This window comes from Streptomyces sp. M92, from assembly GCF_028473745.1.
Taxonomy (GTDB): Bacteria; Actinomycetota; Actinomycetes; order Streptomycetales; family Streptomycetaceae; genus Streptomyces.
The window spans coordinates 6,713,757-6,731,188 of record NZ_CP101137.1; the positions used below are offsets into that span (position 1 = coordinate 6,713,757).

The 17,432-nt window shown below is 72.4% G+C and carries 19 protein-coding genes; 5 read left to right on the forward strand and 14 right to left on the reverse strand.

Going from position 1 to position 17,432, the window contains the following annotated elements; all coding sequences use genetic code 11:
- Position 1: 1 nt before the first annotated feature.
- From M6G08_RS30955 to M6G08_RS30965, 3 genes are read right to left on the reverse strand one after another with little or no spacing between them, the layout of a single operon-like run.
- A complete protein-coding gene (locus tag M6G08_RS30955; RefSeq protein WP_272590430.1) occupies positions 2-430 on the reverse strand; it encodes a hypothetical protein in 429 nt (142 codons plus the stop codon).
- A gap of 41 nt (positions 431-471) precedes the next feature.
- Positions 472-1,197 carry an ABC transporter permease gene (locus tag M6G08_RS30960; protein ID WP_272590431.1) on the reverse strand — a complete coding sequence of 242 codons (726 nt, stop codon included), beginning with the start codon at positions 1,195-1,197 and terminating at the stop codon, positions 472-474.
- Between the two features lie 2 nt (positions 1,198-1,199).
- A complete protein-coding gene (locus M6G08_RS30965; protein WP_272590432.1) occupies positions 1,200-2,120 on the reverse strand; it encodes an ABC transporter ATP-binding protein in 921 nt (306 codons plus the stop codon).
- A 106-nt stretch (positions 2,121-2,226) separates the two neighbouring features.
- Between M6G08_RS30965 and M6G08_RS30970 the strand changes: the two genes are divergently transcribed.
- The 3 genes from M6G08_RS30970 (at position 2,227) to M6G08_RS30980 (ending at position 5,314) form a co-directional block, all read left to right on the forward strand.
- Complete coding sequence (locus M6G08_RS30970; protein WP_272590433.1) at positions 2,227-3,384, forward strand: sensor histidine kinase; 1,158 nt, start codon at positions 2,227-2,229, stop codon at positions 3,382-3,384.
- 14 nt (positions 3,385-3,398) lie between these two features.
- Entirely contained in the window at positions 3,399-4,061 is a 663-nt protein-coding gene (locus M6G08_RS30975; RefSeq protein WP_272590434.1) for a response regulator transcription factor, read from the forward strand.
- Between the two features lie 98 nt (positions 4,062-4,159).
- Positions 4,160-5,314, forward strand: a complete 1,155-nt coding sequence (locus tag M6G08_RS30980) for an ROK family transcriptional regulator (RefSeq protein ID WP_272590435.1) — start codon at positions 4,160-4,162, stop codon at positions 5,312-5,314.
- A 25-nt stretch (positions 5,315-5,339) separates the two neighbouring features.
- Here the strand turns inward: M6G08_RS30980 and M6G08_RS30985 are convergent, their stop codons facing one another.
- Positions 5,340-6,101 carry a GntR family transcriptional regulator gene (locus tag M6G08_RS30985; RefSeq protein ID WP_272590436.1) on the reverse strand — a complete coding sequence of 254 codons (762 nt, stop codon included), beginning with the start codon at positions 6,099-6,101 and terminating at the stop codon, positions 5,340-5,342.
- A 210-nt stretch (positions 6,102-6,311) separates the two neighbouring features.
- Positions 6,312-7,199 (reverse strand): RNA polymerase sigma-70 factor, encoded by an 888-nt coding sequence (locus tag M6G08_RS30990; RefSeq protein ID WP_272590437.1) that lies wholly within the window; start codon positions 7,197-7,199, stop codon positions 6,312-6,314.
- A 206-nt stretch (positions 7,200-7,405) separates the two neighbouring features.
- On the opposite strand from M6G08_RS30990, the gene M6G08_RS30995 reads away from it, so the two are divergent.
- On the forward strand, positions 7,406-8,284 hold the full coding sequence (locus tag M6G08_RS30995; RefSeq protein WP_272590438.1) for an alpha/beta fold hydrolase: 879 nt from the start codon (positions 7,406-7,408) through the stop codon (positions 8,282-8,284).
- Here the strand turns inward: M6G08_RS30995 and M6G08_RS31000 are convergent.
- The 9 genes from M6G08_RS31000 to M6G08_RS31040 all read right to left on the reverse strand — a co-directional run bounded on the left by M6G08_RS31000 (position 8,236) and on the right by M6G08_RS31040 (position 16,389).
- Positions 8,236-9,105: an alpha/beta fold hydrolase gene (locus M6G08_RS31000; RefSeq protein WP_272590439.1), complete on the reverse strand. Its 870-nt coding sequence runs from the start codon at positions 9,103-9,105 to the stop codon at positions 8,236-8,238. The two genes, M6G08_RS30995 and M6G08_RS31000, sit on opposite strands and share 49 nt — an antisense overlap.
- Positions 9,106-9,243: 138 nt before the next feature.
- Entirely contained in the window at positions 9,244-10,512 is a 1,269-nt protein-coding gene (locus M6G08_RS31005; RefSeq protein WP_272590440.1) for a beta-ketoacyl-[acyl-carrier-protein] synthase family protein, read from the reverse strand.
- A complete protein-coding gene (locus tag M6G08_RS31010; protein ID WP_272590441.1) occupies positions 10,509-10,766 on the reverse strand; it encodes an acyl carrier protein in 258 nt (85 codons plus the stop codon). The genes M6G08_RS31005 and M6G08_RS31010 overlap by 4 nt, the downstream gene beginning before the upstream one ends.
- Positions 10,767-10,869: 103 nt before the next feature.
- Positions 10,870-11,988 (reverse strand): 2-oxo acid dehydrogenase subunit E2, encoded by a 1,119-nt coding sequence (locus M6G08_RS31015; protein WP_272590442.1) that lies wholly within the window; start codon positions 11,986-11,988, stop codon positions 10,870-10,872.
- Entirely contained in the window at positions 11,985-12,998 is a 1,014-nt protein-coding gene (locus M6G08_RS31020; protein WP_272590443.1) for an alpha-ketoacid dehydrogenase subunit beta, read from the reverse strand. Before M6G08_RS31020 ends, M6G08_RS31015 begins: the two co-directional genes overlap by 4 nt.
- Positions 12,995-13,966: a thiamine pyrophosphate-dependent dehydrogenase E1 component subunit alpha gene (locus M6G08_RS31025; protein ID WP_272590444.1), complete on the reverse strand. Its 972-nt coding sequence runs from the start codon at positions 13,964-13,966 to the stop codon at positions 12,995-12,997. The genes M6G08_RS31020 and M6G08_RS31025 overlap by 4 nt, the downstream gene beginning before the upstream one ends.
- 10 nt (positions 13,967-13,976) lie before the next feature.
- The gene (locus M6G08_RS31030) at positions 13,977-14,939 is read right to left on the reverse strand and encodes a ketoacyl-ACP synthase III (protein WP_272590445.1); all 963 of its coding nucleotides are present in this window, start codon (positions 14,937-14,939) and stop codon (positions 13,977-13,979) included.
- On the reverse strand, positions 14,939-15,211 hold the full coding sequence (locus M6G08_RS31035) for an acyl carrier protein (RefSeq protein ID WP_003977559.1): 273 nt from the start codon (positions 15,209-15,211) through the stop codon (positions 14,939-14,941). Before M6G08_RS31035 ends, M6G08_RS31030 begins: the two co-directional genes overlap by 1 nt.
- A gap of 59 nt (positions 15,212-15,270) precedes the next feature.
- Positions 15,271-16,389, reverse strand: coding sequence for an SDR family oxidoreductase (locus M6G08_RS31040; RefSeq protein WP_272590447.1), 1,119 nt, complete (start codon positions 16,387-16,389; stop codon positions 15,271-15,273).
- Between the two features lie 368 nt (positions 16,390-16,757).
- Here M6G08_RS31040 and M6G08_RS31045 point away from each other — a divergent pair, with 368 nt between their 5' ends.
- Positions 16,758-17,417 (forward strand): HD domain-containing protein, encoded by a 660-nt coding sequence (locus M6G08_RS31045; RefSeq protein WP_272590448.1) that lies wholly within the window; start codon positions 16,758-16,760, stop codon positions 17,415-17,417.
- Positions 17,418-17,432 lie beyond the last annotated feature (15 nt).

The window sequence follows — 17,432 nt, forward strand, 5'->3', positions numbered from 1 at the left end:
ATCACGGGGGCGCCTCCCGGGTGACGACGGCCAGCAACTGCACCTCGTCGCTCTCGTCCGCATCTGCGACAGCGACCGCGACCCAGCGGCCGGTCCCCTCGGCCTCCCACAGGTGTGCCAGGCGTGCACGGGCGCTGAGGGCGGCCCACGGCTCGGGTATCTCCTCCCGCTCGGTCCGCAGGAGGACCGTCTGCAGGTTCCAGACCGTTCGCAGGTTCCAGGGCTCCGCCTGCCCCCGGCGCGTAGCGAAGCGCTCGTGGAGGGCGTCGCGGTACTTCTCGTACTGCTCCACGGTCGCCGCCCGCTCCCCCGGGTCGCCGTCGCGCAGGCCGTGGCTGCTCTCCAGCACCGCCACGAAGTGGCCGTGCTCCGCCGGGAAGGGGCGGAAGCACAGCTCGTCGATGAGGGCGATGTGCCGCGCGATGTCCATGCCGTCCAGTAAACCGGCCGCCACTGACAATTGGCGGGGCGTCAGGCGTCCCGGCCGCGCAGCCGCCAGGCACCGGCGATCAGGGCGGCCCCCGCCCAAACCGCTGTCACGGCGAGCCCCGCCCAGGGCCCCAGAATCCCGTCGTGCGTCTGGTGGATGACCACCTGTCCGGCCTGGTCCGGCAGGAACTCCGTGGCGCCGCCCGCCGCGTCACCGATCACGAAGGCGATGATGAGGATGAACGGGATCAGGGTGGACAGGGTGGCCACGCCACTGCGGAAGAGGGCGGTCAGGCCCGCCGCGAGCAGGGCCATCAGCATGAAGTAGATCCCGCATCCCACGACACCGCGCACCTGCTCGCCCATGGTGAGCCCGTCCGCGGCCGCGCCGAGGCCCGCCCGGGCGGCGACGAGGGCGGTGAACGAGGTGAGCAGGCCGACCACGAGGGCCGGTACGGCGACGACGACCAGTTTCGCCGCGAACCACCGCCCGCGCTGTGGAACGGCGGCCAGGGAAAGGCGAATTCCGTTGCCGTGGTACTCGGCCGACACGACCATGGCGCCGAACGCGATGGCGGCGATCTGACCGGGCATGACGCCGGAGAGGGCCATGAACAGCGGGTCGAAGTCCGGGTCCGAGGTGTCGGAGACCCCCGCCAGCGCGGAGAAGGCGGTGGTGCAGGCGAACACGGCCAGCAGTGTGCCGCACAGCGAGCGCAGGGTGAGCACCTTGAGCGCCTCGGAGCGGAGTACGGGTGCGAAGTGCATGGTCAGACCTCCTGGGGCTGTGCGGTGAACTCGGCCTCGGTGGCCGTCAGGTCGAGGTAGGCCTGCTCCAAGGTGCCTTCCGTCGAGCTCAGTTCGAGAATCGGGACGCCGGCACCGGACACGGCGCGGCCGATGTCGTCCACGCGTGCGTGCGGCACGGTCCAGTACCCGTCGTCGTGTTCCACCGCCTCGTGCCCGTGCCGGGCGAGAGCGGCCTTGAGCGCGGTGGGGTCCGAGGTCCGGACGCGGACACTGGGCTGCACGCGCGCGTCGATGAACTCCCGCATCGGAGTGTCGGCGAGCAGTCGGCCCCGGCCGAGGACGACCAGATGGTCGGCGAAGGACGCGGTCTCGTTCATCAGGTGGCTGGAGACCAGGACGGTGCGTCCCTCGGCCGCGAGCCGGCCCAGCAGTTCACGGATCCAGATGATGCCCTCGGGGTCCAGTCCGTTGGAGGGCTCGTCCAGCATCACCACCTCGGGATCGCCCAGCAGCGCGGCGGCGATGCCGAGCCGCTGGCGCATCCCCAGGGAGTACGTCCTCACCCGGCGGCGCGCCACCGACGCGATGCCGGTCTCCTCCAGGACCTCGTCGACCCGACGTGCGGGAAGGCGGTTGCTCGCCGCCAGGACGCGCAGGTGGTCCCGGCCGGTGCGGGAGCCGTGGGCGGCGTCCGCGTCGAGCAGGGCGCCGACGTGCCGCAGCGGCTCGTGGAGGGCGGCGTAGGGGCGTCCGCCGACGGTCGCGGTGCCGGAGGTCGGCCGGTCGAGGCCGAGGACCAGGCGCATGGTGGTGGACTTCCCGGCGCCGTTGGGGCCGAGGAAGCCGGTGACGCGGCCGGGGCGGACGGTGAAGGTGAGGTCGTCGACGGCTCGCCGGGTGCCGTACTCCTTGGTGAGGTTCTGGACGTCGATGCTGGTCATGGCATCAGCGTGCCGGTCGTACGGGGGCGGGTCCTCCCCCGCCGGTGGAGATCGTCTCCCCCGTGCGGGGGAGCCGGGTGTCAGTGGCGGCTGGCACGATGAACGAATGCTCCGCTTGCTGCGCCCGTTGTTCCTGGGCACCACCTACACACGATTCGTCTATCTGTGGGTGCCCATGCTGATCGTGAGCGTGTGGGCGCTCATCGACGACACGAACATGTGGGTACCGGCGGCCCTGCTAGTCCCGGTCGGCCTCATTCCGGCGGTGCGGACCGGCGAGGGGCTACAGGCGCGGTGGCTCCTCACGCCGGGTCAGGGCGACGGCGGCTTCTCGGTGGCCCCGTCGGCGACCTGGCGGGACCGGCTGCGCACGGTGGTGTGGCTGCAAGGGCGTCTGCTGCTGGGTCTGTTGGTCTCGGGTGCCTGCGTCTGGCTGCCGCTCCTCTCCGTCGAACTGGTCCGGCACGCCGCCGGGCACCGGGTCGATGACATCCCGGTGCTGCGGGACACCGCGCCGCACTGGGCGTACGCCCTCCTCGCGCCGCTCCCCCTCCTCGCCCTGTACGGCGCCGTGGTCGGCCTCGGCCTCCTGGCGACGGCGGGGGCCCGCGCGTTTCTCGGTCCCTCCGCCGCCGAGCGGCTCACCGCCCTGGAGGAGCGCACCGAACAGCTCCTGGAACGCAACCGCATCGCCCGCGAGCTGCACGACTCCATCGGCCACGCGCTGACCGTCGCCGTCATCCAGGCGGGGGCCGCCCGCGCGGCGAACAGCCCCGAGTTCACCGACCGAGCGCTGACCGCGATCGAGGAGACCGGCCGGGCCGCGCTGGAGGATCTGGAACGGGTGCTCGGCGTCCTGCGGGAGGCCGAGCGGCCTGCGAGCGGCCGGCCGACGCTCGCGGACGCGGACCGCCTCCTGGAGTCCGCCCGCGCTTCCGGGGCCAAGGTCGACGCCGAGGTCACCGGTCCGCTGGAGGCCCTGCCGGGTCCGGTCTCGCGAGAGGGCTACCGCATCCTCCAGGAGGCACTGACCAATGTGCTGCGGCACGCGGGCGCGGTGCCGACCCGGGTGCGCGTCGAGGTCACCGACGGCGCGCTCACCCTTCAGGTGTGCAATCCGCTGCCGGACGAAAGAGCCGCGCCCGGTCGTGGCAGCGGGCTGCGCGGGATACGCGAGCGGGTCGCGCTGCTGGGCGGGCGGGCGCGCACGGGCCCCGGCGACGCCGGTGACTGGGAGGTGCTGGTCGAGCTGCCGCCGGGCTGATCTACGCTGGGCGGATGCCGGTCAGAGTGCTCCTCGTCGACGACGAACCCCTGGTACGCGCGGGTCTGCGGGCTGTGCTGGAGGCGCAGCCGGACATCGAGGTGGTCGGGGAGGCGGCCGACGGGGCGGCGGTGATTCCGCTGGTGCGGCAGCTGCGGCCGGACGTGGTCGCCATGGACGTCCGGATGCCGCTGCTGGACGGGATCGAGGCCACACGGGCGCTGCTGCGGACGATGACCGACCCGCCGAAGATCCTCGTGGTCACGACCTTCGAGAACGACGAGTACGTGTACGAGGCGCTGCGCGCGGGCGCCGACGGGTTCCTGCTGAAACGGGCCCGCCCGGCCGAGATCGTGCACGCGGTACGGCTGATCGCGGAAGGCGAGTCCCTGCTGTTCCCGGCGTCGGTGCGGCAACTGGCCGCCGAGTACGGTGACGACGGCGGCAACCGCGCCGCCCGCGCGGTGCTGGAGCGGGCGCAGCTGACCGAGCGGGAGGGCGACGTGCTGCGGCTGATGGCGCGCGGGCTGTCGAACGCGGAGATCGCCGCCCGGCTGGTGGTCGGCACGGAGACGGTGAAGTCGCACGTGAGCGCGGTACTGGGGAAGCTGGGGGCGCGGGACCGCACACAGGCGGTGATCGCGGCGTACGAGTCGGGGTTCGTGGCACCCGGGTGAGGTGACGGCCCGCCGGGCAGGGGCGGGACCGGCACTCGCCGGGGTGGAGCGGGCCGAGTACGATCCGCCCAACACGCGCACGAGCTGGGAGGACGGAGTTGGGCGGGCTGACCGGTGGGGACCCGTCGCTGCTGCGGAGGATCAACTCCGCCGTGGTGCTGCACGCGTTGCGGGCCACGGACTGCGCGACGCTGACCGAGATCACTCGGGTGACCGGACTGTCCCGGCCCACCGTCGAGGGCGTCGTCGAGGGGCTGATCGAGGCGGGCCTGGTCGTGGAGGCGGCCGTCGACGAGCGTACGACCCGCAGGCAGGGGCGGCCCGCGCGGCGGTTCCGGTTCCGGGCTGAGGCCGGGCATCTGCTGGGGCTGGAGATCGGTCCGCACCGCGTGGCCGCGCTCCTGTCCGACCTGGACGGCCGGGTGATCGGCGCCCAGGCCAAGGACGTCGACGTGAGCGCGCCGGCCGACGAGCGGCTGGAGCGGGTGCGCACCGCGGTCGCCGAACTGCTGCGCCGGGCCGGGGTGGCGCGTGGCTCGCTGCGGGCCGTGGGCGCCGCCTCGCCGGGGATCGTGGAGGCGGACGGCACGGTGCGGCTGTGCACCGCGCTGCCCGAGTGGACGGGGCTGCGCCTGGGCGAGCGGCTGAGCCGTTCCTTCAAGTGTCCGGTGCTGGTGGAGAACGACGCGAACGCGGCGGCGGTCGCCGAGCACTGGAAGGGCGCCGCCACCGAGTCCGACGACATCGTGTTCGTACTGGCCGGGCTGAGCCCCGGGGCCGGGTCGCTGATCGGCGGGCGGCTGCACCGGGGGTACGGAGGGGCGGCGGGCGAGACCGGCGCGCTGCACCTGCTGGGCCGGGACGTGACTCCGGAGACGCTGTTGTCCACCACGGACGAGCCGCTGCATCCGCTGGACGAGCAGGCGGTCGCCCAGGTGTTCGCCGAGGCCCGGCAGGGCGACCAGCGGGCCCGCGCGGCCGTCGAGCGGTACATCCACCGGTTGGTGCACGACGTGGCGGCGATGGTGCTGGCCCTCGATCCCGAACTGGTCGTCATCGGAGGCTGGGCGGCCGGCCTGGACGACGTGCTGGAGCCGTTGCGGCGCGAGCTGGCCCGCTACTGCCTGCGTCCGCCGAAGGTCGCGCTGTCCCTCCTCGGGGAGGCCGCCGTGGCGACGGGCGCGCTGCGCCTCGCCCTCGATCACGTCGAGGAGCAGTTGTTCGCCGTGGAGGGCGCCACGGCGCGGCGCTGAGCCGCGGGGGTCCGGGCCGGCAGGCTCAGGAGGCCCGGGTCTGGGGGCCGTGGTGGATCTCCACGTCGCCGGAGTCCCCGAAGGTCAGCCGGCAGGTGTCGGCGCGGTAGGTGGCGACGGAGAGCGCGGCGGTGCGGCCCTCGGCGAGGTAGCGGGTGGTGACGACGAGGACGGGCGCTCCCGGGAGGCGGTCCAGTTCCTTCGCGTCCTCGGCGCCGGCCGATCCGAGCTCCACGGCGCTGTCCCGGCGCTCCAGTTCGCCGCGCTGCAGTTCGCGCAGGACGGCACGCGCGCGTGCGGCCGCGGAGGGCGTGTCGATGGCGGTCAGGTCGGGCACCGAGGACGGCGGGACGTAGAGCAGTTCGGCGGCGACGGGCTGGCCGTGCGTCACGCGGGAGCGGCGGACGGTGTGCACGGTTTCGTCGCGGGCGGTGCCCAGGGCTTCGGCGACCGCCGCGGGCGGCGCCGCGAGCTCGCAGCCGGTGGCTTCCCAGGCGTCGTCGGCCGTTCCCGGCCAGGCGTGCTGTGCGGTGCCGACGGCCACGCCGACGCGCGGCGGGGCGACGGTGGTGCCGACGCCGCGGCGGCGCTGGAGGCGGCCTTCCAGTTCGAGCTGCTCCAGGGCCTGGCGGAGCGTGGCACGGGCGACGCCGAAGCGGGCGGCGAGGTCGCGCTCGTTCGGGAGGATCTCGCCCACCGAGAACTCCGAGTCCAGGGCCTCGCTCAGTACGGTCCTGAGGTGCCAGTACTTCGGTTCCGGCACCGATTCCAACTGCGTGGTCCCCACCCTGTCCTCCGCAATCGCCGTGGTCCGGCGGCGTTTTGACGCCCTTGTTTATTAAAGGTTGTTGCAGTTCTCTGCGACGATAAGGCGGCCCACCCCCTTGGTCAAGACCAATCCGGCGACCGGACGGCGAAAGCCCCCGTCGCGGGACGGGGGCTTTCGGGGGTCGTGGCCGGCCGGCGGGGCGCCGCGGTGCGGTGCCGTGCGGCGTGGCTAGCCGAGGTCGGCGAGGTGACGCAGCTTGTCGGGGTTGCGGACGACGTAGATCGACTGGACCCGTCCGTCGGCGACGTCGAGCTGGAAGACGGAGTCCGGCTTGCCGCCGGACAGGACGAGCAGGGCCGGTCCGCCGTTGAGCTCCAGGAAGCGGAAGGAGACGTCCGGGACACCCTTGCGCGCGGCGCCCTGCAGGAAGCGGCCCACCTTGTCGGCGCTCTCCAGCACCCGCAGCGGCGCCCTGGACTTGCCGCCGCTGTCGCCGATCAGCCGGACGTCCGGGGCGAGCAGGGCCATCAGACCGTCCAGGTCGCCGTCGGCCGCGGCGGCGAGGAAGCGTTCGGTCAGGTCGCGGCGCTGGGCCGGATCGACGTCGTAGCGCGGCCGGCGCTCCTCGACGTGCTTGCGGGCGCGCCCGGCGAGCTGGCGCACCGCGGCCTCGCCGCGTTCCAGCATGGCGGCGATGTCGGCGTAGGGGTAGCCGAACGCCTCCCGCAGGACGAACACCGCCCGCTCCAGCGGGGACAGCGATTCCAGCACCACGAGGACGGCGAAGGACACCGAGTCGGCGAGGACGGCGCGCTCGGCGGTGTCCGGCACGGTCTGGCCGAAGTCCGTGGCGCAGGGCTCGGGCAGCCACGGTCCGACGTACGTCTCGCCCCGCGACTTGATCTGGCGCAGCCGGTCGATGGCCAGTCGGGTGGTGGTCCGCACCAGGTAGCCGCGCGGTTCACGGACTGCGGAGCGGTCGGCGCCGGACCAGCGCAGCCAGGCCTCCTGGACCACGTCCTCCGCGTCGGCGAGGCGGCCCAGCATGCGGTAGGCGACGCCCAGGAGGACGGGGCGGTGCTCTTCGAAGACGTCGGTCGCGGTTTCGGTGGTCACCGTTCCATCCCAGCGGACGCGTGCGGCCGTGTCCAGGCGGAATCACCCCCGCCCGAAGCCGACCGGTGACCGGGGGCTACCCGTCGGTAGCTCTTACTGACAAGGTGTCTACGCAACGTCGTCGTTCATCCGTTCCCGGCGACATGCGTTCCTACGACGCGTGTTCCCACAACACGTGTTCCCGACAAGGAGCAACAAGGAGCCCCATGTCCGAAACGCTCTCCTTCACGGCCCCCACCGAGCACGGTCCGCAGGACATCACCCTCGCCTACGCGCGCCTGGGTGAGGGCGAGCCGTTGCTGCTGCTGCACGGCATAGGCCACCACCGGCAGGCCTGGGACCCGGTGGTCGACATCCTCGCGACCGAGCGCGAGGTGGTGGCCGTGGACCTGCCGGGGTTCGGGCAGTCGTCCGCACTGCCGCACGGCCTGCCGCACGATCTGCCGACGATGAACGCGATACTCGGCGCCTTCTGCGCGGCGCTGGGGCTCGACCGGCCGCACGTGGCCGGCAACTCGCTGGGCGGTCTGCTGGCCCTGGAGCTCGGCCGCGAGAACCTGGTGCGGTCGGTGACGGCCCTGTCCCCGGCCGGCTTCTGGACGCAGGCCGAGCGGCGCTACGCCTTCGGCGTCCTGATGGGGATGCGCCGGACCGCCCGGAGCCTGCCCCTCCCGCTGGTCGAACGGCTGTCCCGCACCGCGGTCGGCCGCACCGCGCTGACGAGTACGATCTACGCCCGTCCCGGCCGCCGCTCCCCCGAGGCGGTCGTCGCCGAGACGCTGGCGCTCGCACACGCGCAGGGGTTCTCCGAGACGCTCCGGACCGGACGGAGCGTGCTGTTCACCGACGACGTGCCCGGCGTCCCCGTCACCGTGGCGTGGGGTGACCGGGACCGGCTGCTCCTGCCCCGGCAGGGCATACGCGCCAAGCACGCCATGCCGCGGGCCCGCCTGGTGCGGCTGCCCGGCTGCGGCCACGTCCCGATGAACGACGACCCGGCGCTGGTCGCCCGCGTTCTCCTGGACGGCAGCAGGGCTCAGCCGGCCAGGGCCTTGAGGACCTCGTTCAGCACGGTCGCGTTGTAGGGCATGCTCACGTGCGGCGTGTGGTCGTCCGGATCGATGTCCTGGAGGACGATGTTGTTGACGTGGCGGCCCTCGGTCCTCGCGAGGGCGCACGACGTGTACGGAGTGACCACGTCGTCGTACTGGGTGGCGATGACGGTGTGGCGGACGCCCTCCGTCGTCTCGCCGAGATCGACCAGCTCGCGCTGGAAGGGGTGGTCGTGCTGGAGCTGCGGCCAGGCCGGCACGACCTCCCCGACGGCGCCCTGTTCGAGGAGTTCCACCGCGCCGGGAATCTGGCGGGCGAGGTTCATCAGCCCCTGGCCCGTGACTCCGTGGTTGCTGGGCGCGATGCCGACGAAGTTGCGCACCTTGGGTCCTCCGCCCAGGGCGTTCAGGTAGTAGCGCGGCACCATACCGCCCTGCGAGAAGCCGACCACGTCGACCTGCTGGGCGCCGGTCCGCCGCAGTACCTCGTCGACGAAGTCCGCGAGCTGCCGGGCGGAGCGCTTGATGTCGCCCAGGCCGAAGAGCACGGGGTGGCCGTGCCGGCCGTAGTCGAGCCGGAAGACCCGGTGACCGTGCTGTCGCAGCAGCGGTGCCGCCGTGTTCCAGGTGTAGCCGCGGTTGCCGAAGGTGCCGTGCACGAGCACCACCGGACGCGGATGCTCCTCGGTGGGCGGGTCGTTCCAGTCGTCCTCTCCCGCCTGTACGTCGACGGTGGCGATGACCTGCGCCCCGCCGGCCTGGGCGACCGCGCCCAGGCGGTGCGGGGCCTCGGTGATGTCGGTGACGACGTCGTCCGAGGTGACGCCGGGGAGGCGGGGGCTGAGGAAGCTCATGGTGTTCTCCCTTTCGTTGGGCAATGGCGCGGAGTGCGAACGATCTCCTCGGTCCCGCGTCCATCGAATTCCGCAACGAACCCGCGACCGGGCGGCGGAGAGGTCGTTCGGACGGCCGCTGCCGCCGCCTGGAGATGCTCACGGTGAAGGAGCGGCCGGCTCCCGGACCGGTTCGGTGGGGCAGCTTCTGAAGGCGAGTACGGCGTTGTGGCCGCCGAAGCCGAAGGAATGGCTCAGGGCGAGGTCGACGGGCTGGGCCCGGCTGGTGCCGGTGACGGCGTTGATCTCGGTGTCTCCTTCCTGTTTCTCGAGGTTGGCCACGGGAGGCACCCGGCCGTGCGCCACGGACAGGGCGGTGATCGCCGCCTCGACCGCCCCGGCCGCGCCGAGCAGGTGGCCGAGGGTGCCCTTGACGGAGGTCACGGGGGGCTGGTGAGGGAAGAGGCGACGGATCAGACGGGCCTCGGCGGCGTCGTTGAGCGGCGTGCTGGTGCCGTGCGCGTTGATGTGCTGTACGTCCGCGGGGCGGGCGCCGGCGTCGTCGAGGGCCCGCCGCACGGCGAGGGCGGCGCCCTCGCCCTCGGGGTCGGGTGCCACGGGGTGGTGGGCGTCGGACGATGCTCCGTAGCCCGCCAGCAGAGCGTAGCCGGGGCGTCCGCGCGCCCTGGCCGCACTCGCCGGCTCCAGGACCAGGGCCGCACCGCCCTCCGCCATGACGAAGCCGTCCCGGGCGGTGTCGAAGGGCCGGGAGGCGGCCTGCGGGTCGTCGCCGCGCCGGGACAGCGCGCCCATCCGGTCGAAGCCGGTCACCCAGAAAGGCTGTACGACCGCGTCGGATGCCCCCGCGACGGCGATGTCGCAGGCCCCGGAGCGCAGGAGTTGCAGGGCGGTGCCGATGGCGGTGGCGCCGGAGGCGCAGGCGGTGACCGTGCACAGCGCCGGGCCCCGGGCACGCAGGTGGATGGTGAGCTGTCCGGTGGCCATGTTGGGCAGGAACATCGGCAGCAGCATCGGCGAGACGCGTGCCGGGCCCGTTTCGAGTAGTTTGCGGTGCTGTTCCAGCATGGTGCCGGTGCCGCCGGCCGAGCTGCCGAAGACCACCGCGACGCGGTCCGCGTCCCAGTCGGCCGGGTCCAGGCCGGCGTCGGAAACCGCCTCCAGGGCGGTGTGGAGGGCGAACTGGGTGAAGCGGTCGTACTGCCAGGGGCGTGCGCCGGGGACGTGATCGCGGGGGGAGAAGTCCGGTACGAGGCAGGCGAAGTCGACCGGCAGACCCTTGAGTTCGGGGACGAACCGGGCGGTGGGGCGGCCCGCGCACACGCCGTCCCAGGTGGCCTCGCGGCCGGTGCCGGCCGGAGTGACCAGGCCGATCCCGGTGACGGCGACGTCGGGCCGGGCGCCGGTCACGGCTTGACGGCCTGGGCGATGAGGTCGGCCACGCCGGCCAGGGTGAGGTCCGGGTCGGCCTCGCCGTCCTGTACTTCGATGCCGAGTTCCTCGGTGAGTACGACGAAGAGCTCCACCACGGCCAGCGAGTCGAGGTCCAGCTGTTCGAAGGTCGCGGTGGGGACGATGGCCTCGGGGGGCACCTCGAACTTGTTGCTGAGAACCGAGGCGAGCAGGTCGTAGGCGCGGCTGTGGGGGGTGGTGTCGGTGGTCATGTCAGGATTGTCCTTTCCGGTCCGACGGGCGGTACCCCGGGGTGGTGGGGTTCCGAGTGGTGGGGTTCCGTGGTGACGGAGTTCCGTGGTGGCGGGTCGGCGGTCAGCTGAGCGCGGCCGGTGCCTCCAGCTCCGCCTTGACGTCCTCGAGCAGGGCCATCGCGTCCCTGCCGTTGACCACCCGGTGGTCGTACACCAGCCCGAGGTGGACGAACCGGTGGCTGCGAGGGGTGCCCTGCGCGTCCAGTCGCACCTGGTCGTCGACGGCACCGATGGAGAGCACGCAGGTCTGGCCGGGAAAGACGATGGGGGTGGCCAGCACCATGCCCTCCGTGGTGTGCGGGGCGACCATGATGTTGGCCCCGGCGAGTTCGGCGGCCTGGAACGTGCCCCGGAACGCCTTGCTCCGGAAGCCGGTCAGCAGGTCGGCGATCCGGTCGCTGCTCAGCTCGGCGGCGTCGTGCACCACCGGGGTGTACAGACCTCGGCCCGCGTCCATGGTGACGCCCACATGGGCCCGTTGGCTCTCGCGTACCGCGCCGTCGTCGGTGAGCGCGGCGAACATCAGGGGGTGTGCCGCGTGCCGGCGCGCCACCGCCTTGATCAGCAGGACGGGCAGGGAGACGAAACTGCCGGTGCGCTCGGACAGCTGCCGCGCCAGTTCCTCCGCCTGCCCGACGTCGACCTTGGCGTAGGCGGCCGCGGCCGGAACGGTCCGCATCGACTCGGTCACCACCGCCCCCACCGTCCGCTGTCGCTTCGACAGTTGGCGCTGGGGGGAGGAGGGCGCCGACGCGGCCCGCCGCACCAGGTCCTCGACATCGGCCGTACGGACCACCGTGCGCCCGAGCCCGCGCAGCTCCGCCTCGGACACGCCGTGGCTGTCGGCGAGCGCACGGGCCGCGTTGGTGATGCTCAGCTCCGCGCCGGGGGGCGCGGATGCCGTCGCCGGGGTGGCGGCCGACGCCCGGTAGGAGTCGCGCGCCTCGGCCGACTCGAAGAGGTACGCGATGGTCTGCCCCGGCCTGCAGTCCTGGCCGCCGCCGACGAGGACGTGCAGGATTCCGGGGCCGGTGCTCTCGATCTCCTCACTGGCCTTGGAGGTCTCCACGACCGCCAGCGGTTCCTCGCCCTCGATGCTGCTGCCGTCGGGGACGAGCCACTCGACCAGGGTGTAGCTGGAGTCGTTCGTGTTGAGCGTGGGCAGCTCGATGCCGATCACTTCGTCGCCTCCGTGATCGCGCGGTGGATGGTGGACGGCTGGAGCAGCACGTCGTGCTCCAGGTGCGCCGCGGTCGGTACGATGCTCGGCTCGGCACTCAGCGGCAGCACCGGGCGGGCCAGTCGGCTCCACAGCTGCTCGTGGAGTTGCTGTGCGACCAGTTCGCCCCAGGTCCCGTCGGCCGTGGAGTCCTCGATGACGCAGATGCGGTCGGCACGGGACAGCACCGGGAGCAGCGCCTTGCTGTCGAAGGGGTAGAGCTGGGAGGGCACCAGCAGCTCACACGTGATCTCCTCTTCGAGGAGCAGGGTGCGCAGGGCGGTGACGGCCCGTTCGGTGAGGCCGCCCGGGGCCATGAGGATCCAGTCGGGGGGCCCGCAGTCCGGCGCGAACACCCGGGCGGTCTCGCTGGGATCGGCCAGCACCTCGTAGCGGAAGAGGTCGTCCACGACCCCGTCCTGGTACATGGCGCGGGTGTAGAGCACCTTGTCCTCGAAGAGCACACCGGGCTCCTCGCGGTCGAGCATCGCGGTCAGTACGCGCTGGTTGTCGTGGAACGGGGTGACTTCCCGCAGGTGCAGCGAGGGAATGCCGAGGAAGTGCTTCTGCAGGCTCTGGCTGTGCGTCGGGCCGTACCCCCGGTTGCCGCCGGTGGGGCAGCGGACGACCATGCTCATCGGGACCCTGCGGCCGTACATCGACACGGACTTGGCGGCGAAGTTCAGCAGTGGGTCGAAGGCCAGCGCGGCGAAGTCCGAGAACATCATCTCGACCACGGACCGGTTGCCGGCCAGGGCCAGGCCCGCGCCCACGCCGGCGATGCCGCCTTCGCTCAGCGGTGAGGAGAGCACCCGGTCCGGGAAGCGGTCGGAGAGCCCCCGGGTCACTTTGAACGCCCCACCGTAGGGGTCGGCGACGTCCTCGCCGATCAGATAGGTGCCGGGGTGGGCGCCGAGGATGTGGTGCAGTGCGCTGTTGAGGTTCTCGGCCACGCGCTGGCGCCTGGTCATCGGGCCTCCCATCGGGACGCCGGACGCGCGCCGACCTCTCGTACGACGGCGGCGACGGCCTCCGCCTGTGCCTGGTCGGTGGCGGCGAACTGTGCGGGATGGTCCTGTCGGTAGCGGCGGTACCAGTCGTGCCGGGCCGCTCGCTCACGGACCTCGGCCGCGCGCGTGTCGTCCCCCTTGCTGTGCGGGCCCACGCGGTGGGTGACGCACTCGACCACGTACGGCCGGTGCCGGTCGCGGACCTGCTCGACCACGGGGGTGAGGGCGGCGCGTACGTCGGTGACGTCCACGGAGTCGAGCCGCAGGTGCCCGACGCCGAAGGCCGCCGCCCGGGCCTCGACGGTGCCGGACATCTGCCGCTCGGTCGGTGTCGACTGGGCGATCCCGTTGTGCTCCACCACGACGAGCACCGGGACCTGCCACAACTGCGCCATGTTGAGTGCCTCGTACACGGCGCCCTCGCCCCAGGTGCCGTCGCCGATGTGGACCACCGCGATCCGGCCCGGCTCGGCCCCCTTCAGGTGCAGGCCGACTCCCACGGCGACGGGCAGGCTCTGGCCCTGTACGCCGGTCGACAGATAGCGGTCGCGGTAGATGTGCTGACTGCCGCCCACGCCGTGGCAGACGGCGCCGGCCCGCCCCATGATCTCCGCGAGCAGACCGTGCGGGTCGTGGAAGCGGGCCAGGTAGTGGCCGTGCCCGCGGTGGTTGCTGAAGACGTAGTCGCCCTCGTCCAGCAGCGGGTAGAGCGCGACGGGGATGTACTCCTGGCCGAGGCAGGTGTGCGTGGTGCCGTGCAGCCGGCCCTGGGAGAACAGCTCCAGCACGGCCAGTTCGAAGTGGCGGATCATCAGCAGGGTGCCGAGGTCGGCGTCGGACAGACGGGACAGGGGACGGGCCACGACACCGGCTTCGGGTTCGCCGGCGGGCCTGAGGCCGACCGCGGGGGACGCGGACGTGACGTTCATGAGGTGCTCCTTACGGAAGTTCGACCACCTGGGCGCACCAGGTCAGCCCGGCGCCGAAGCCCAGGAGCAGCGCCTTGTCGCCGGGCCGTACGGTGGCCGAGGCGAGCAGCGACTCCAGGGCCAGCGGGATGGACGCCGAACTGGTGTTGCCGTCGGTGACGATGCTGCGGGCGATCGCCACGTGCGCGGGCGGGCGCAGTCGGCGCACCATCGCGTCGATCAGCCGCCCGTTGCACTGGTGCGGCACGAAGGCGCCGATGTCGTCCCAGGTGAGCCCGGCCGCGTCGAGTGCGTCCCGGGCCACTTGCGGCATGTGTGAACCGAACCAGCGGACCACCCGGGTGCCGTCCATGTGCATGTACGGGCGGGCGGCGCCGGGTTTGGGCGGGGCGCTGGTCATCCAGGGCTCACCGGGGCCGTGGGTTCCCCACACCGCCGGTCCGATCCCGCCGTGCTCCGCGGCGCTGACCACCGCGGCCCCGGCGGCATCGCCGAAGAGCATGACGGTCCCGCAGTCGTCGGGGTCGGTGATGTCGCCCAGCCGCTCGGCGGCGACGACCAGGATCTGACGCGCCTGCTGTGCGGCGATGAGTCCGGAGGCCAGGGTCAGCCCGTAACTGAACCCGGCGCACCCACCGTTGACGTCGAGCCCGCCGGCCCGGCCGGCTCCGATGCGGTGGGTGAGACCGGCGGCCCGGCACGATGCCTGGCCGACGCTGCTGGCGGAGGAGAACAGGACACAGTCCAGGTCCTCGGCGAGCACTCCCGCGTGGGCCAGGGCCTTGTCCGCCGCCTGCGCGGCCATCTCGACGAAGGTGTCGTCGGGGTCGGCCTTCAGCCTGGTCCGGATTCCGGTGATCTGCTCGATATAGCCTTCCTCATGGCCGAACCTGGTGTCGAGTTCGGCACTGGTGAGCAGGCCACCGGGGCGGTAGACGCCGATGCCGGTCAGCCGTCCCGCGCCCCGGGCCATCAGCGGGCTCCGTCCGCCGCGGCGACGGCTGCCCGGCCGTTCACGTAGTCGAGGGTCCGCCGGACGGTGCGCAGATCGTGCACCGCCTCGTCCGGGATGGGAACGCCGTAGCGCTCCTGGATCCGCTCGGCCAGTTCGATGACGGCCATCGAGTCGAACCCCAACGACGTGAAGGGCGCGTCGGCCGGCTGCTCCGAGAGCGCCCGGGCCGCCTCGGCGCCGGCGATCTCGGCCACCATCGCCGTCAGGTCTTCCAGAGTGAAAGGGGACATGCGGAAACTCCAGCTGATGGGATACGGGGGGTGCGCGGAAGGAGAGGACCGCGCGTGGGTCACTGGGCGGGCAGCATGACCTCGCGGCCCAGGAAGGCGAGCACCCTGCGGAAGTAGTCGGAGTCGAGCACGGGCGGGGCGCGGTGCGCGGACGCCGCGGTGAGGCCTGCGGTGTCGCGCTCCGGGGCCGGGATCATCTGCCGGAGGGTCTCGCCGGCCAGCCGCATGGTGCTGCGGGGAACCTCGTCGCCCAGGTCGCGAAGCCGCTCCAGCCAGGTGCCGAACGGAACGAGCGGAAGGTCGACACCCGCGTCCGCGAAGCCCTGGAAGTACGACCGGAAGGGCAGCGGTTCGGGATCGATCACGTGGAACACCTGTCCTCGGGCACGCCGGCTCAGGGACAGGTCGACGATGGCGCGGCTGGTGAAGTCGACCGTGCCCACCGGCAGGAGACCGGGGTGGTCGGGGGCGCAGCGGGCGCGGATGCTCGCCGCTGTCAGGTGGACGAACCAGTCCGACTTCCCCACCAGGCCGCTGCGCGAGTCCGCCAGGATCACACCGGGCCGGTGCACCATCGTGGGCAAGCCACGGTCCGCGGCCTGCGCGACCAACTGCTCGGCGACCCATTTCGTAGCGCAGTAACCGGAGACACCGGCCCCGGCCTCCCGGGCCGCCGGGATCACCCCCATCGTCGAGATGTAATGCACGGGAATGCGGCGGGTCCGGGTCGCAAGTCTCAGGATTTCCCGGGTTCCCGACACATTGCAACCGCGCAGGATCGGGTAGCTCGCCAGAAGATTGACCCAAGCACCGCAGTGGTAAATGACGTCGATGCCGCGCGAGAGGCCCGAGAACTCCTCGTCGGTCAGGCCGAACCGCGGCTTGGCCAGGCTGCCGGGCACGACGTCGACCCGGGACATGTGGTGCTCCGGCACCTCCCGGGCGCGTAACTGACCGGCGAGCCGCTCCCGGGCCTGAGCGGCCGACTCAGCCCTCACCAGGCAATGAATTCGAGCGTCGGTCGCATCCAGCAGGTCGGCGAGCAGGAAACCGCCGAGGAATCCCGTGGCTCCTGTCAGCAGAATATTCTCGGGCGGCCCTTCGGGAACGTCCGTCAGAGCCGACGCATCGATTTCCGACGGTAGTCGCAAATCGTCACTGATCGGGGAACTGGCCATACGAACACCGCATTTCAGCACAGGCGAGATTCGGTCCTGCCCTGAACACTCCCCGCGCCTCACGAGGTCTATTACAGAAATCTTCCGCCAGTGGGAGCGCAGGGCGCATCCTCCTGGCCGTCACCGCTCCCGCACCGCCACAACGGATGAGTAGGGCTCATTCATTCGAACAGGACACGGCTCCGAATGGACGGCCGGAACGTACGCCCGGAGCGCGTTTCCGGTATCGCGCGCCGTCGGTTGCACGCCAACGCGCTTACCTGCACGCGGCGTTGTGGAACGGGGGGCCGGGGGGCGGGGGCGACCCGAGCGTAAAGACAGGTGAGACGGACACAGCCAAGAGGTCACGAGGCAAGGGGGGTTGAGCCATGGCCGCAGGGCCTGAGACGCCGGGAGTCTCCGACTCCGAGGAGAGCGGGGTGAGTTCGCACGTCGATCCACCGAAGACGTTGCCCGAGGCGTGGCGGCCTCTGCTCGGCCGCCCGGCCCTCGCGGAGCTGCTCGGGCACCCCCTCGCGGGCGCCGCGTTGACGGAGATGTGCCGGCTCCTGCCGCCCCACGTCGCCGTGCACTCTCTGCGGACGTTCCTGCTGGCCGACGCCTGTGCGCGGACCCGCGGGACCGCCTACGACCGGGTCGGCCTGCTGGCCGCCGCGGCGTTCCACGACGCCGGGCTGGTAGGGCGCACTCCGCTCGGTCGCGGCGGATTCCCGCGCCGCTCCGCCCAGTTGCTCGACCAGTTCCTGGCCCGGCACCAGGTGGGCACGGTGCGGCGCACGACCCTCACGCGTGCGGTGCGCGAACACATGCGGCCGTTCCCCGCCCGCGACGCCGGACCCGAGGCGCGGCTGCTGCACTTCGGCGTGTGGCTGGACGTCACCGGGCGCGGCGAGCGGCAAGTGCCCGGTGACCGCCGCCTGTTGGCCCAACTGGCGCCCACCCCCGGGTTCGCCGTGTCCTTCTCCGCCCGGGTGGTGGCCTGCGGGCTGCGCCGGGTGCTGCCGGGTTCCCCGGTCACCCACCGGTGACCGGGGAGCCCGGCG